Source organism: Flavobacterium gillisiae (assembly GCF_900107635.1).
Taxonomy (GTDB): domain Bacteria; phylum Bacteroidota; class Bacteroidia; order Flavobacteriales; family Flavobacteriaceae; genus Flavobacterium; species Flavobacterium gillisiae.
In genome coordinates, this window is the sequence record NZ_FNRD01000001.1 from 214,366 (window position 1) to 230,417 (window position 16,052).

Annotated in this window: 12 protein-coding genes and 1 tRNA gene; 10 read left to right on the forward strand and 3 right to left on the reverse strand. The window is 36.1% G+C overall.

Features of this window, described 5'->3' with window-relative positions; genetic code table 11:
- Window position 1: 1 nt before the first annotated feature.
- From BLV35_RS00950 to BLV35_RS00990, 10 genes are all read left to right on the forward strand, one after another.
- Window positions 2-1,246, forward strand: coding sequence for a heavy metal-binding domain-containing protein (locus tag BLV35_RS00950; RefSeq protein ID WP_091083388.1), 1,245 nt, complete (start codon window positions 2-4; stop codon window positions 1,244-1,246).
- 2 nt (window positions 1,247-1,248) lie between these two features.
- On the forward strand, window positions 1,249-2,463 hold the full coding sequence (locus BLV35_RS00955; RefSeq protein ID WP_091083391.1) for an efflux RND transporter periplasmic adaptor subunit: 1,215 nt from the start codon (window positions 1,249-1,251) through the stop codon (window positions 2,461-2,463).
- 174 nt (window positions 2,464-2,637) lie between these two features.
- The gene (locus BLV35_RS00960; RefSeq protein ID WP_091083394.1) at window positions 2,638-3,117 is read left to right on the forward strand and encodes a DUF305 domain-containing protein; all 480 of its coding nucleotides are present in this window, start codon (window positions 2,638-2,640) and stop codon (window positions 3,115-3,117) included.
- Window positions 3,118-3,163: 46 nt separating this feature from the next.
- On the forward strand, window positions 3,164-3,682 hold the full coding sequence (locus BLV35_RS00965) for a helix-turn-helix domain-containing protein (RefSeq protein WP_176980561.1): 519 nt from the start codon (window positions 3,164-3,166) through the stop codon (window positions 3,680-3,682).
- Between the two features lie 86 nt (window positions 3,683-3,768).
- Window positions 3,769-6,570, forward strand: coding sequence for a heavy metal translocating P-type ATPase (locus BLV35_RS00970; protein ID WP_091083401.1), 2,802 nt, complete (start codon window positions 3,769-3,771; stop codon window positions 6,568-6,570).
- Between the two features lie 103 nt (window positions 6,571-6,673).
- On the forward strand, window positions 6,674-9,235 hold the full coding sequence (locus BLV35_RS00975) for a multicopper oxidase domain-containing protein (protein ID WP_245711994.1): 2,562 nt from the start codon (window positions 6,674-6,676) through the stop codon (window positions 9,233-9,235).
- Between the two features lie 193 nt (window positions 9,236-9,428).
- On the forward strand, window positions 9,429-9,902 hold the full coding sequence (locus BLV35_RS00980; RefSeq protein WP_091083404.1) for a membrane or secreted protein: 474 nt from the start codon (window positions 9,429-9,431) through the stop codon (window positions 9,900-9,902).
- A 45-nt stretch (window positions 9,903-9,947) separates the two neighbouring features.
- Complete coding sequence (locus BLV35_RS19195; protein WP_176980539.1) at window positions 9,948-10,085, forward strand: hypothetical protein; 138 nt, start codon at window positions 9,948-9,950, stop codon at window positions 10,083-10,085.
- Between the two features lie 54 nt (window positions 10,086-10,139).
- The gene (locus tag BLV35_RS00985; protein ID WP_091083406.1) at window positions 10,140-10,619 is read left to right on the forward strand and encodes a hypothetical protein; all 480 of its coding nucleotides are present in this window, start codon (window positions 10,140-10,142) and stop codon (window positions 10,617-10,619) included.
- A gap of 325 nt (window positions 10,620-10,944) precedes the next feature.
- Window positions 10,945-11,016, forward strand: a tRNA-Glu gene (locus BLV35_RS00990).
- Between the two features lie 151 nt (window positions 11,017-11,167).
- On the opposite strand, the gene BLV35_RS00995 is transcribed toward BLV35_RS00990, so the two are convergent.
- The 3 genes from BLV35_RS00995 to BLV35_RS01005 form a co-directional block, all read right to left on the reverse strand.
- A complete protein-coding gene (locus BLV35_RS00995) occupies window positions 11,168-12,337 on the reverse strand; it encodes an MFS transporter (protein ID WP_091083409.1) in 1,170 nt (389 codons plus the stop codon).
- A gap of 68 nt (window positions 12,338-12,405) precedes the next feature.
- Window positions 12,406-13,857: a flavin-containing monooxygenase gene (locus tag BLV35_RS01000; protein WP_091083412.1), complete on the reverse strand. Its 1,452-nt coding sequence runs from the start codon at window positions 13,855-13,857 to the stop codon at window positions 12,406-12,408.
- A gap of 344 nt (window positions 13,858-14,201) precedes the next feature.
- On the reverse strand, window positions 14,202-16,046 hold the full coding sequence (locus tag BLV35_RS01005; RefSeq protein WP_091083416.1) for a PLP-dependent aminotransferase family protein: 1,845 nt from the start codon (window positions 16,044-16,046) through the stop codon (window positions 14,202-14,204).
- Between the last annotated feature and the right edge of the window lie 6 nt (window positions 16,047-16,052).

The window sequence follows — 16,052 nt, forward strand, 5'->3', positions numbered from 1 at the left end:
TATGAATAAATACATAAAATATAGTTTACTAGCTATTGCCGTTTTAGTGGTTGGATTTGGAGTCTATTATGGCGTAAATAAATTCAATAGTCAAGCAGATCACGAGCATCAGGCGGAGGTATATACTTGTTCGATGCATCCTGAAATTATTAGGGACGAGCCTGGAAAATGCCCAATTTGCGGAATGACTTTAATAAAAAAAGTAACTGAAGCGCAACCGACGGAAAGCCACTCGATTGACCATCTATTACGACCAACGGATAGCTTCGTGGTGGGAGACTTTCAAACCACAACAGCAAAAGACACCGCTATTAGCAGTGAAATAAAGCTACCTGGAATTGTGGCTTATGATCCTAATTCATCGGTAAATATTGCAGCAAGGATAAGTGGCCGAATCGAAAAAATGTATGTGAATTATAAATACCAAAAAGTAAATAAAGGGCAAAGACTTTTTGATTTGTATAGTCCGGAATTATTGACAGCACAGCAAAATTTTATTTATTTAATTACCAATGATGCTGAAAACACATCCATTATAAAGGCTTCGAAACAGAAATTACTGCTTTATGGAATGACTTTAAATCAGATTAATTCTTTGGCTGCAGCCAAAAGAACAAATCCTGTAATCACTATTTATAGTCCCACCAATGGAATAGTTCAAGGAACTGAAAGTATGACGACTGCTGCCGAAGGATCCATGCAAAACAATGCCACAACAACTTCTTTAACATTGAAGGAAGGGGATTATATTAAACAGAATGAAGTTGTTTTTAAGCTTGTGAATACAGATAAAGTATGGGGTGTTTTCAATGTGATGCAAGGACAAGGTAGTTTGATAAAAATCAATCAACCCATTCGGTTTTCATCAGAATTAGATGAAAATGATTTTATAAATGCCAAAGTTAATTTTATAGAAACTCAGTTCAGCGATACCGATAAGACAAATAGGGTTCGAGTGTATTTAAATAATAGCAATCTGAAATTCCCAATTGGCTTGCGACTTCAAGGTATTGTCGAAACAAATCCTATACAAGGAATTTGGGTTCGTAAGCAAGCATTAGTTAGCATCGGTAGTAAAAAAGTGGTTTTTATTAAAATGGAGAATGGTTTTAAAGCAAAAGAAATAAAAACAGGAATTGAAATCAATGATTTTGTTCAGGTCATCGAAGGGCTGTCTGTAAAAGATGCAATTGCTGACAATGCACAATATTTAATGGACAGCGAAAGCTTTATAAAAACAGAATAATCATGCAAAAGATAAAGAAATTCAGTTTGCTATTAGTGGCATTTGTTGTCTTAATGGGCTGTAACGATAAGAACAAGGAAGATCATAGCGAGCATCAGGACGGGGAAAGTACGTATTACACCTGTTCTATGGATCCCCAAATAAAAGAAGATAAGCCTGGGAAGTGTCCTATTTGCCATATGGAATTAACCCCAATGAAAAAGGATAATTCTGCCTCTAATGAAATAGCCCTTAGTGACCAGCAAATAAAATTGGGAAACATAACTACCCAAAATATAGAAGAAAGCAATAGCAGTCTGGAAGAAAACTATACAGGAGTTTTAACAATTAATCAGGAGCAAATCAAAACCATTTCAGCAAGAGCGATGGGGCGAATTGAGAAATTATACTTTAAAACCGAAGGTGATTATGTTAAACAAAACCAAGCTATTTATCAATTATACAGCGAAGATATAGCCATTGCTAAACAAGATTATTTTGCAGCATCTAAACAATTGACTATGCCTGGTGATTTTGGCAAAAATGCCAAAAACATGCTGCAAGCTGCAAAGCAAAAGTTGTTGTTCTATGGTTTGTCGAATGCCCAAATTGAGAGTATTAAAGGCAACGCCCAAATATCGCCATACACTACTTTTTATAGTACATATAGCGGATATATTTCGGAGATAGCGGCTACAGAAGGTAGTTATATCATGGAAGGCGGCGCAATAATTAAGTTGGCTGCTTTAAGTACGCTTTGGCTTGAAACACAAGTAAATGTGAGCTATGCAAAATCATTAAAAATTGGACAAAACGCTACAGTTTCCTTTACTGATTATCCTGCTAAAGAGATACAAGCTAAAATTTCATTTATTAATCCGGAGATTAATCCAGATTCCAGATTGCTATTAATTCGAATGGAAATTGCCAACCCGAATTTGTTTTTAAAACCGGGAATGCAAGCCGTGGCTAAATTAGCTCAATCTAATAAGAAAGGATTATTTATTCCAACAGATGCTGTTATTAGGGATGAAAATGCGACGTATATCTGGGTTGAAAAAAGTCATGGTATTTTTGAAAACGTGATGGTTGAAACCGGCGTGGAAGCCAATGGAATGATCGAAATCAAATCGGATTTAGATAGTACGAAGAAAGTCGTTGTTAGCGGTGCTTATGCCATTAACAGTGAGTATATATTCCGTAAAGGAAGTGATCCCATGGCGGGGATGAAGATGTAATAAGAGGGAGTGCATAATAGACTGTTTATTAATAGGTTAAAATGTTAAAATAAGCTAACTTAGTTCTGTTATAATGGGCTTTTAAGACATTTTTGATAATATAATAATTATAAAAAATACGTTATCCGAAAGTTAAATTTATTAGCGATCAAAAACTCTAATTAAAATAGAATCATGGAAGAAAATAACACACACTTAAAAACTAATCCTTATGTAAAATTTGCCTTAATAATGGCGGTTTCATTTGTGGTTATGTATTTAGTTATGTTTTTAAATGTTGCTGAATTCAGTCACATCTATAATAGTATAACTCGCTTTTACATGACTACTTTAATGATTGCTGCAATGGCAATTACAATGTTAATATCGATGTGGAAAATGTATCCAAATACTAAAGTCAATGTAATGATAATAGTCTTTGCCGCTAGTACATTTCTTGGAACACTTTTTCTATTAAGGACACAAACTTTTATTGGAGATGTACAATATATGAAAGCTATGATTCCTCATCACTCATCAGCTATTATGACTAGTAGTAATGTCGATTTTAAAGATCCAGAAGCTAAAAAGTTAGCTGAAGATATAATTGCTGCTCAAGAAAGAGAAATTAAGCAAATGAATGAAATGATTATTCGTCTCGAAAGCAAAAAATAATAAAGTGAAAATTTATATAAAAAACATGGTTTGTGGCCGTTGTGAAATGGCGGTATCGGCAGAGTTGGAAAAAATGAGGCTTTCTATTATTGCAATGCAATTAGGGGAAGTAGAAATTGCAACTGATTTGGACGAAAGTCAAATGCAACTGCTGTCAAAAAACCTGAGCTTGCTTGGTTTTGAATTGTTAGATGATAAGGAAAATAAGACTGTCGAGAGGATTAAAAATTTAATAATCGACTTGGTACATTATAAAAAGGAACAATTGAAAAGTAATTTGTCAAATTATTTAGCCGCCGATTTAAGGCAGGATTACAGTATTTTGAGCAAGCTTTTTTCAGAAAAAGAAGGAACAACAATTGAGCATTATTTTATTGCACAAAAAATTGAACGGGCAAAAGAACTATTAATCTATAACGAAATGACTTTAAGTGAAATCGCATTTCAGCTCAATTATAGTAATGTAGCACATTTAAGCAATCAATTTAAAAAGACTACTGGTTTTACTCCGACCCATTTCAAGCAATTGAAAGATAAAATGAGAAAACAGATCGATGAATTGTAAATTATACAAAGCATACCCATAATTGTGTAACAAAATAAAGTAGTCTCATTCGGATATTTGTAATGTTAATTTAAAACTGCAAAGAAATGAAACATACCTATACCATTACCGGAATGAGTTGCGATGGTTGTCGCGGCAAAGTGGAGAAAACACTGAATGCTATTAAAGGGGTAGAGGCTATTGTTTCGTTAGCGCCACCAGTAGCTGTCATCACAATGGATAAACACATTCCTATTACACAGTTGCAAGAAGCCTTAACCGCTGCCGGGAATTATTCTATTGAGATGAGCCAGTCGGTAGTTGCTGAAGAAAAAACTACAGAGGAACCAGCTGCGAAATCTTGCTGCGGTACTACAAAAGATCAACAAGACAAAGACAGTCACCAACATCATAAAGACATAGTCGGCATATCCGAGAATGTGGCAGGAAAATATTATTGCCCTATGCATTGCGAAGGTGATAAAGTATATGACGAGCCGGGGGATTGTCCCGTTTGCGGAATGCATTTAGTAAAAGAACCTGAATTGAGTTCAACCAATGCTGCAGCTGATGAAAAAGTGGAAGAAGCAGTAGGGAAATCATGTTGCGGTACTCAAACGCATCAACACAACAAAGACAGTAATCATCATCATAAAGAGGAAGCCGGTATTCCTTCTAATGCGGCAGGAAAATATTATTGCCCCATGCATTGCGAAGGCGATAAAGTATATGACCAAGCGGGAGACTGTCCTGTTTGCGGAATGGATTTGGTAAAAGCACCCGATTTAATTCCCGCGAAAACAATGTACACTTGTCCCATGCATCCTGAAATAATCCAGGAAGGGCCGGGTTCTTGTCCGATATGCGGAATGGATTTAGTACCTATGGAACCTAGCGAAAGCGAAGACAACAAGACGTATCTTGACTTAGTGCGTAAAATGAAAATAGCCGTTGTTTTTACGCTGCCTATTTTTATTATAGCGATGTCAGAAATGATACCTAATAACCCGCTGTTAAAAATAATGGATATCTCAAGTTGGAACTGGGTGCAGTTTGCCTTGTCGCTTCCGGTCGTTTTTTATGCTACTTGGATGTTTTTTGTACGTGCCTGGAAGTCGGTTATTACATGGAACTTAAATATGTTTACCCTGATCGGAATTGGTTCGGGGGTTGCTTTTCTATTTAGCCTGTTTGGCTTGTTCTTTCCAGAACTTTTTCCAAATGAATTCAAAACAGAAAGCGGAACGGTACATCTCTATTTTGAGGCAACAACGGTGATACTAACTTTGGTTTTACTAGGTCAGTTGTTAGAGGCAAAAGCACACAGCAGAACCAGCGGTGCCATAAAAGAATTATTGAAATTAGCGCCTACAGTTGCGACACTTGTCGTTGACGGTGGAGACAAAGTGATTTCTGTTCATGACATCAAAAAAGACGATTTGCTTCGGGTGAAACCAGGCGAAAAAATCCCTGTTGACGGAAAAATTACCGATGGCGAAACTACTATCGATGAATCTATGATTTCGGGTGAACCCATTCCTGTGGATAAAAAAGCAGACGATGCGGTTATTGCAGGAACAATTAACGGGAACAAATCTTTTGTTATGGTTGCTGAAAAAATTGGCTCAGAAACCTTGCTTTCCCAAATTGTGCAAATGGTAAATTCAGCCAGCCGTTCGAGAGCGCCGATACAGAAATTGGCCGACAGAATCGCTAAATATTTTGTGCCAATAGTAGTGGCAGTTTCAGTAATTACCTTTTTTGTTTGGGCAAAATTTGGCCCCGAGCCAGCAATCGTTTATGGATTCATAAATGCAATTGCTGTTTTGATTATAGCTTGTCCTTGTGCTTTAGGATTAGCAACCCCGATGTCAGTTATGGTAGGAGTGGGTAAAGGAGCGCAATCTGGGGTTTTGATAAAAAATGCGGAAGCCTTAGAAAATATGAATAAGGTAAATGTTCTAATTACCGATAAAACAGGAACGATCACCGAGGGTAAGCCATCTGTAGAAAAAGTATTTTCGACTGAAAATAAAGAGGAAGATTTGTTGCAAATGATTGCTTCGTTGAATCAATATAGCGAACATCCTTTGGCGGAAGCCGTAGTCAATTTTGCGAAAGCTAAAAAGGTTACTTTATTAGAAGCGAAAGACTTTGAATCCATCACAGGAAAAGGAGTGGTTGGAACCGTCAATGGTAAAAAAGTCGCACTTGGAAATGCGAAATTGATGGAGCAAAACAATTCAAAAACTTCGGATGATTTAACCGCTAAAATAGTAGCCGAGCAAAAACTAGGAAAAACAGTGTCTTATATTTCGGTAGATGCTCAGGTTTTGGGTTATGTAACAATAACAGATGCGATTAAAAGCACAAGTGTGGCGGCAATTAAGGAATTAATGAGCCAAGGAGTCGAAGTGATAATGCTTACGGGCGATAACGAGAACACTGCTAAAGCAGTCGCTGACGAATTGCATTTAACTTCCTTCATAGCGGGCTGTCTGCCGGAGGATAAATTAAAGGAAATTAAAAGGTTACAAGACCAAGGCAAAATTGTAGCCATGGCAGGAGACGGCATTAATGATGCACCGGCTTTGGCTCAAGCCGATATTGGTATTGCGATGGGTACGGGAACTGATGTAGCAATAGAAAGTGCCAAAATAACTTTAGTAAAAGGAGATTTACAAGGGATTGTCAAGGCTAAAGAACTGAGCCATGCTGTGATGAAAAATATCAATCAAAATTTATTTTTTGCTTTCTTTTATAATGTACTTGGAATCCCCATTGCCGCAGGGGTTTTATATCCTTTTTTCGGACTCTTGCTTTCGCCAATGATCGCTGCGTTAGCCATGAGTTTTAGTTCGGTTTCTGTTATTGCAAATGCACTGCGGTTGAGAAATTTAAAACTTTAAAAAAAAAACAGCAATTATAAAAAAGGAAATGCCACAGACAGTGTTCTAATTATGCAAACCAACTTATTAAAATAGACAATCCCAATTTTAGAAAAATAACTCCATGAAAAATCTGCTTCTTATACTCGTCTTCATCATATTACCTACTTTGCTTACTGCGCAGGATAGGATAGGAATGGACCATTCAAAAAAAGAAACAAAAAAAGAAGTGCAGCTGCCAACTTATACCTGTGTAATGCACCCGGAAATTCATGCTACTAAACCCGGAAAATGTCCTAAGTGTGGTATGGATTTGATTAAAGAAAAGGCACAACCGGTAAAAAAAACGGTGCAGAAAAAACAAACAGCAAAGCCAATAGTGAAAACAGCGGTGTCAGTAAAAGCAAAGACTGTTGAGTCTAAAGCAGCAACAGAAGATTTACACGGTAATCATGCTACTGTTTCTGCAAATAATACGACGGTCAAAGAAGGAATTGTTAAGAAATTAGTTAAAAGTGCACCATCAAGAACGGTTCGCTACGACCTACATGTTCGCGATACGATTGTCAATTTTTCAGGCAAAGAAAAAAGAGCTATTGCGGTAAATGGACAAATTCCTATGCCTACATTAACTTTTACCGAAGGTGATACAGCCGAAATTCATGTTTACAATCATTTGAAGGAGTCTACCTCTTTGCATTGGCATGGTTTAATGTTGCCCAATAAAGAAGATGGTGTGCCTTTTTTGACGCAAATGCCTATTGAACCAGGAGCGGAATTTGTGTATAAATTCCCAATAATTCAATCAGGAACACACTGGTACCACAGCCATAGTGGTTTGCAAGAGCAAATAGGGATGTATGGTTCTTTGATTTTAAATAAAAAATCAGATGATCCAACCTTTAGAAATGGAATAGATGATATTCCGCAAATTCCGATAATTTTAAGTGAATGGACCGATTATAAACCTGAGAATGTACATCGGATGTTGCACAATGCTTCCGATTGGTTTGCTATTAAAAAAGGAACCACGCAAAGTTATGCCGAAGCAATTAAATCAGGACATTTCCAAACCAAATTAACCAACGAATGGAAACGAATGTTGGCCATGGATGTGAGTGATATCTACTATGATAAATTTCTAATAAACGGACAGAATGAAAGTCAACTTTCGCAATTTAAAGCAGGTGATAAAGTACGTTTACGAATTTCTAATGGTGGCGCCTCGTCTTATTTTTGGTTAAAGTATGCCGGTGGAAAAATGACTGTAGTGGCTAATGATGGAAATGATGTCGAACCTTTAGAAGTGGATCGATTAATCATTGGCGTTTCTGAAACTTATGATGTTATTGTTACAATTCCTGCTGGAAATGCTTCGTATGAATTTTTAGCTACGCCAGAAGATAGAACTAAGTCAACATCAATTTATATTGGTCAAGGGATTAAACAATTAATTAGTCCGATGCCAAAACTAAAATATTTTGAAGGCATGAAGATGATGAATGACATGATGAATATGGACGGAACTATGAATGACATGGGAATGGATATGTCTATGCAAAAAATGGATATGAATACGGTGATGTATCCAGAAATAGTTGGGGCGGCAGACAAGAAGCCAATGAAAATGGATGCTGGAATGGACCATTCAAAGCATGTAATGAACAGCGATATCACTACCTTGAATTATGGAATGCTAAAATCTCCTACTGAGACTACACTTGACAAAAACGCTCCTGTTCGTGAAATACGTTTCGAATTAACTGGAAACATGAATCGGTATGTATGGAGTATGGATAATAAAGTACTTTCAGAAGTAGATAAAATTTTAATTAAAAAAGGAGAAATTGTTCGTATCACGTTGTTCAATAATTCCATGATGCGTCACCCTATGCACTTGCATGGACACGATTTTAGAGTGTTGAACGGACAAGGGGACTACGCTCCATTAAAAAATGTATTGGATATCATGCCTATGGAAACAGATGTGATTGAATTTGCAGCAAATGCTGATGGTGACTGGTTCTTTCATTGTCACATTCTCTATCATATGATGGCAGGTATGAATAGAGTGTTTAGCTATGAAAATTCGCAACCAAACCCCTACTTACCTAACAAAGTAGCCGCCTATAAAAAGTTGCAATCAGAAAGTAACGGATTGCATTTTATGGCAGAAAATGATTTCGCTACTAACGGAAATGATGGGCAAGCAATGGTGCAAAATGCGCGTTGGAGTTTTGCTACAGAATGGCGTTTAGGATATCATGATGATCATGGTTATGAATCAGAAACACATATTGGAAGATACATTGGAAGAAATCAATGGTTTATGCCCTTTATTGGTTTTGATGCTCGATACCGAAAGCTAGGTTATAATGAAGTAGAGAAAAATGTTTTCGGTCAAAAGAGTACTAAAGACAAACGTATTCAAGTGAGTTTAGGTTTTAGTTATACACTACCATTGCTGATAACTGCACAAGCTGAAGTGTATCATGATGGGAATGTTCGTTTTCAGTTGATGCGGGAAGATATACCTGTTTCCAAACGACTGCGAGCGGCCTTTATGGTTAATACTGATAAAGAATACATGGCAGGATTAAAATATATTGTAGGTAAAAATCTTGGAATCACTACGCATTACGATAGTGATATGGGAGTGGGTTTTGGGCTAAATGTTAATTATTAAAAAGAAAAAATCTTTAACATTTTGCTTTCAAAAATTGCAGTTTAATTGAATCGCTCTAAAAAAACATCCTTTTCGTTTCCTGTGATAGCAACAGTGAATACAGATCACAAAAAGGAATTGATCTAATCACAGGGGAGATGTTGTAGGAACGTTTACGTTTAATATAAAAATTTTAATCTCTAAATAAAATACCATGAAAACACTACAGAAATTTGTATTTGCATTCGGTTTAGTTGGACTATTGTATTCTTGTCAGTCAACGAATCAGGTACTGTCAAAATCAGAGAAGAGAACCGGGATCATGAACACTATCGCCAATGACGAAATAATGTCAAAAGAGATGATGGGGGCGTTGATGAACAGCAAAAACGGTAAAATGATGATGATGAAAGAACATCATGTCACAATGATGGAGAAGATGAAAGAAAATCCTGAAATGATGAAAAGCATGATGCCTGAAATGATGAAAATGATGAAGGATAATCCAGATATGATGAAAGGTATGATGAAGGGCATGATGGAAAAAGCTAAAAATGATGATGCTATGATGTTCGATATGTGTAAATCAATGATGGATAATCCAGAAATGATGAAAATGATGGAGAAAATGAAGGCAGAAAAAATGGACATGAGTAAGATGAAGGGAATGGATAAAAAATCCAAATAACATTTTAAACGCAGAAGTGGTATTTAACGCTAAAACTATACAATTATGGATAATACAGGACATGGAGGAATGCATATGGATGGCTACTCATTTATGGGAATGCATTGGTTTTGGTGGGGCTCGATATTGATTTTTGCATTGATATTATTAGTGACAGCACACCGATATAGAAAAAGAAAATAAATTTCACTAGTAGGCTAATTAATAAATAGTAATCTTTAATTAAATTCAAATAGTATGAGAACAGTAGCAATTATTTTTTCGGTAATCAGTTTGGTAGCATTAAGCAGTTGTAACCAAAAAATGGACAGTAAAGCAATTCTTGAAAACTCAGAATCAAGGACTGAAATTTTTGACGCCATTGCTAATAATCATGATTTTATGACAGAATTCATGGGGAAAATGCAAAATAATCCACATGCAATGCAAATGATGCAAGGGAATAAAATGATGATGGGTAATACGATGGGATCTAACGATATGCAAATGATGATGAAAGACAGTACGATGACAAAAAAATTCATGCACGGGACGATGGCTAATCCAGAAATGATGCAATCTATGATGGGTGAAATGATGAAGGACGGCAAAACTATGACTACCATGATGCAAATGATGCAGCAAGGAGGTATGATGAGTAAAGAATGTATGCAATCAAGCATGAAAATGATGGATAGCAAAGGAATGCCAATGATGAATGGCGCTAATAAAAAGTAGTTTTAATTTGTTAATAACTGGAAGTCATAAGGCTATGGATAGTTAAGGTCATAGTTGTTAGTAAACTTCAGAGAAATGGAAGAAGTGCGCTGCGCATGCTTTAAAAATAAAAAAAGCTATGATGAGATATCATAGCTTTTCTTGTGATTTGTCTCATTACTGTCAGTATGAAAAAAAAAACTCCTGCTTTTTTTTTACTAAGTACTAATTATGAATTAATTACAATTTTCTGATAAAAAAATGGTGATTTATTATCATCAGTTATAGTAATTGGTTTTGTGTATCTCAAAAATAGTTCTATTTTTGCAGCAGAATAGAGAATTAAGGCCCGTTCGTCTATCGGTTAGGACGCATGGTTTTCATCCATGTAAGAGCGGTTCGATTCCGCTACGGGCTACAATATTTGCAGATTGCAATTCAGATCTTCTGAAATTTGACCATGCTATTTAATTTCAAATTATCTCTTAGAAACAAAAAAAGCCTCGAAAAGTAAATCTTTCGAGGCTTTTTTTTGATAACGAAACTGTTTTTAAATCCGAGTAAATTATCTATTCTGTTTTTTTGCTTAACGCCAATAATCCTAAAATAGGACCAATAGCTAAACAAATATAAATATAGTTTGTATCTGTTAGTGTTTTCAATCCACTGATTAATTGAATACTAATTATTGTGATTGCAAAGCCGATACTATTCACAATTGTAAGGGCAGTTCCTTTTATTTCTGCAGGAGCATTTTGAGCGACTAATGTCGATAAAAGTGGAGAATCAGCAACGACGACCATTCCCCAAAAAAGTAAGAAAGCAATAAAGAGAGTCGCTGATTGAACTATAAATAGAAAAGGAAAAACAAGACAGCAAGTACAAGATAGTAGTAGTGATATAAATGCAATTCGTTTTGCGCCGAAGGACTGAGAAAGATAGCCACTAAATATGCAAGCGAGTCCTCCAATACCAATGATAAGGAAAGATAAAATAGGAATATTAAAGGTTGTTTCTGGATGTAAGTCGCTATATGTTTTAAGCATTAATGGTGTAAATGCCCAAAAAGCATATAACTCCCACATGTGACCAAAATACCCAAAAGCAGCAGAACGTAAGTTTTGATTTCTAAATATACCAAAGAAAGCAGACAAGTTAATGCCTTGACTTTGTTTTCGATAAGGGCCATCAGGAACTAAAAGGGAAATCATCAAACCGCCCAGTACTGCTAACGAAGAAGTAGTGATAATGACTAATTTCCAAGGGAATACATTCGTTAACCCTTTTAATAAATGGGGAAAAGCAGTCCCAATCACTAAAGCTCCCACTAAAAACCCCCGCGACTTACCAAGCCCTTTGTCAAAATAGTCAGCGGCTATCTTCATTCCAACAGGGTAGATTCCAGCAAGGAAAAAACCAGTTAGAAATCGGATAGAGAGCATCGTAGTCAAAGTGTTGTCTTCCCATAGTATGCCTAAATTGCATACCGCTCCAAGGAGTGCACTTATCAAGAATACTTTGGAAGGAGAAAAGCGATCAGCTATTGCTAGTACTGCAAAGACTAATGTGCCTAATATAAAACCAAACTGTACGGCTGAGGTTAAGTGACCAATTGCAGATTCAGTAAGACCAAAATTGATTACTAAGTCGCTCATCACAGCATTACTTGCAAACCAAAGAGAGGTACAGCAAAACTGAGCAACAACAATTATAGGTAGTATGGTTTTTATGCGGTTCATTTAGAAAGTTACTTATTGTTAACTAAGGATACTATTTTGATATTATATTCGAAGGTTTTTAACAGCCTTTATTTAAAAAAGCGGATTCGTTTGTCTTTAACGGCATCCAGTCGAAGCATTTTATAATCTAGAATATAGTTTTGGTATATACGCCAAGGGGCTTTGTTTCCTTGACTGGGAAGCATATTGGCCGACCTCGTAATGTATCCAGAGTTCAGGTTGAGTAATGGAACTGGTTTTAAAGTAGTCTCGGTTACTTTTGCTTGCAAAGCTTTGTAATTATGTTTGTCCAAGTACTTCAATACCCGAGAAATATATTCACTGGTAAGGTCACTTTTTAACGTCCAAGAAGCATTGGTATAACCAACAAATATAAAGAAGTTGGGAAGGTCACTTAACATTAGGCCTTTGTAGACAAAAGATTTGGAAACATCAAATGGCTTTGAATCTAATTGAATTTTCACTCCTCCAAACGCCACTAAATCAAGTCCTGTTGCCGTGATGATGATATCGGCGGCTAGTGTCTCCCCCGATTTTAATAAAATTCCATTTGTTAGAAAACGATCGATATGGTCGGTAACTACTGATGCCTTCCCTTTTCTAATAGCTCTAAAAAAATCTCCGTTTGGGGCGATGCAAAAACGTTGCTCCCATGGATTGTAATTTGGTATAAAATGAGGGTCGACAGGAAAGTCACCTAGACCTTTTTTAGCACCTTTTATAATAAAATTTTTCATTCTTTCAGGATAGTACTTACAGAGATTGAAAAAGACAATAGTGTATAAAATGTTTTTATAACGGATCAATCGATACGCTACTTTTTTCGGGAATAGGCGTTTCAATCGAGCGGCAACCTTGTCTTTATTGGGTAAGGCGGCAATATAAGTTGGCGATCTCTGCAGCATAGTGACCTTTGCGGCTTCAGCGGCAAGCTCGGGGACAATGGTGACGGCAGTCGCTCCGCTACCAATTACAATGATTTTTTTGTCAGTAACATCTAAGTTTTTAGGCCATTTTTGAGGGTGGATTATTTCTCCTTCAAAGCTGGATTGATCCTTAAATTCAGGGGTGTATCCTTTGGTATAATTATAGTAACCGCTGCAACTAAAGATAAACTGGCAGGTGTAAACCGTTTCTTCGGCTGTTGCATTATTTACAGTAGTTACCGTCCATAATTTCTCTTTTGTATCGAAGTTATAAGAAAGCGCACGCTGTTGGTAGATGATATGATCGCGTACCTTATATTCGTCAGCGGCTTCATTTATATATTTCAAGATTGAAGGTCCATCGGCAAAAGACTTTTGGTCTTCCCATGTTTTAAAGGAATAGCCAAAGGTGTACATATCAGAATCAGAACGAATACCAGGGTATTTAAACAAACTCCAAGTACCTCCAAGTTCTGTTCTTGCTTCTAAAATAATATAGGTTTTATCCGGGTTTTTACGAGATAAATGACAGGCAGCCCCTATACCGGACAAGCCAGCTCCTATTATGATAATATCGGCATGTGTTGTATTCATATTGTTATTTTAATATTAAATGCTGTTGCAAAATACAAAATACAATCAACAAAAAAACACCATTATATCATAAGAACTAATGGTGTTTGTAATTTATATGATGCTTTTTTAAAAGAGCAAGCCTAGAGGCTTGTAGTGGCAGAGTTTAAGTACGTTTTTTTAAATATTTGACTTCAACGTTCCTGTTTTTTCTTCGTAATGTTACCGTTTAGTAAGAGAATTCTATGGGTAAAACGGAACGGCTTATAGATCTATTATATTCCATTGATATAAGCACATGCAGCTTTTAGTTGCAGATGCTTATCGCTTTTATATATAATTAGGTAGCTCTACTTAGAGATGTTTTACATGTTTTCAACAAATTTCAAAAAGACTTTTTTATGTAGTTCAAGATCCATATTAGGAGAAAGTGAGGCACGCACAATATAATCTTTGTCGCCTTCTTTCGTCGTCCCCTGAGTAGATGTTGCAGGTATCGTCCAGTAACATCCTTTTAATTGTCCGTAGCTGACGCAGAACTTACTTTCATTAGGGATTTCTGTAATCATCAAATTGATTAATTTTAAATTCAAGTCTCTTTTATGTGCTTCTTTTTCTTCGTTAGTATTCCCCTTAGTAGGAAGGTCTAATGAGAAAACAGAAGGTGTAAACCCTTGCTCTGCTAATGCTTCTGAAACAAAATTAATTTTTGCCTCTGGTAAAGTAGCTTTGATAAAGTTTACAAAATCACGTGTATTTTTATAAGCATCAACGATTCTTTGATTCATTGAAGGCAATTGTTTGGCTAGTATTTCATATTGTAAAGCTGTAGCCTCATTATCGCATAGGTCTAGATGCAAAGCTATTTTTTCCATCAAAGCACCCGTTTTTTTATTTCCTACACAGTAGCCAGCAGTACATTGCCCACCACTAGGGAATTTTGATCCACTAGCAAATGAAATCGTTCTAACGCTAGCAAGAATATCCTCTTCACCTAAAAAGTGAACATTAGGGCAAAATGTTTGATCTAAAATAAAAACGGGATCTATCGCTATTGTGCCTGCAGCCGTTTTGCGCTCTTGACTTAAAACATTTTTTAAATCGATAAGATTTGGCACTTCAACTCTTGGGTTTGTTGGAATCTCAGCAATGATATATGGAACCGCATCTTCATTAGCAATTTGGGCTAAAACGGTATCAATACTTTGCACCATGTCATTATCACCATCCACTAGTAAATCCACGATTTCAACATTGTCAATGCAAGCAGCAACACGTCGTGCTTGGTCATTTGTACCGCCATAACAGTTAGGAGGGACAATAATTTTGATTGCCTTTCCTTTGTGTTTTTCAACGGCATCATGAATTAATCCCATTAAAATCGCATACTGAATAGATAATCCGCTAGAAGCAACTAATGGCTTGGTACTCGAATTCGTAATTGTTTTAATCGAATCTAAGACTGCTTTTTTATCTGCTTCAATATTACTTTCTGTAGTTTCAATAGGAGATTGTGCTACTAAAGTTTTCAAAGCTGAAAGAGAATCAGCAGGTGTCATTGCAATGGTCTCTCTTCTTCTTACATGCTGAATATCTGAAATGTAACTTTCGTTTTTCTCTCCATTTGTAAATAAAACACTTCCTAAGTCACCATGAAGACTAATGAAAAAATCAACACCGTTAGGAATGTCAATTGCGCCAAATTTTTCTTCTTTCGAAATTAAAACGGTACTGCCATTAAATGCTGGAATAGCTTCTTTATTCTCAATATGTTTTAAATCAAAATGATAACCGTAGATATTTTTTATTACATCAGCATCAAAAAAATTAGGTAGTTCTCCAGTATATAGGATTTGGGTATTTCTATTATCTAATAAATTTTTTCTTAGAACTGCCAAAACAGGGACTGTCTTTGACGCAAAACTGATTACATTTTCTGCTTTTAGATTATTTTCCTTAGCAATTGACCATTCAAGTACACATGATAATGGATGTCCTAATCGGATATAGTCGTAAGCAGTGGGTAATGCATTTAAAGCTGAAGATTCCGAATTATTGTCATTGTGTAAGGCTTCAAACTGATCTAAGAATTGCGTTTTAGCCAGTTTTTCGTCATAAATATCTAGTCGATGCGTTGTTGTACTTAACCAGCCAGCTGGCATATTTTTTAATACTTCTTTTATATAATTTAGCATTTTATTGTCTTTCATGATTTT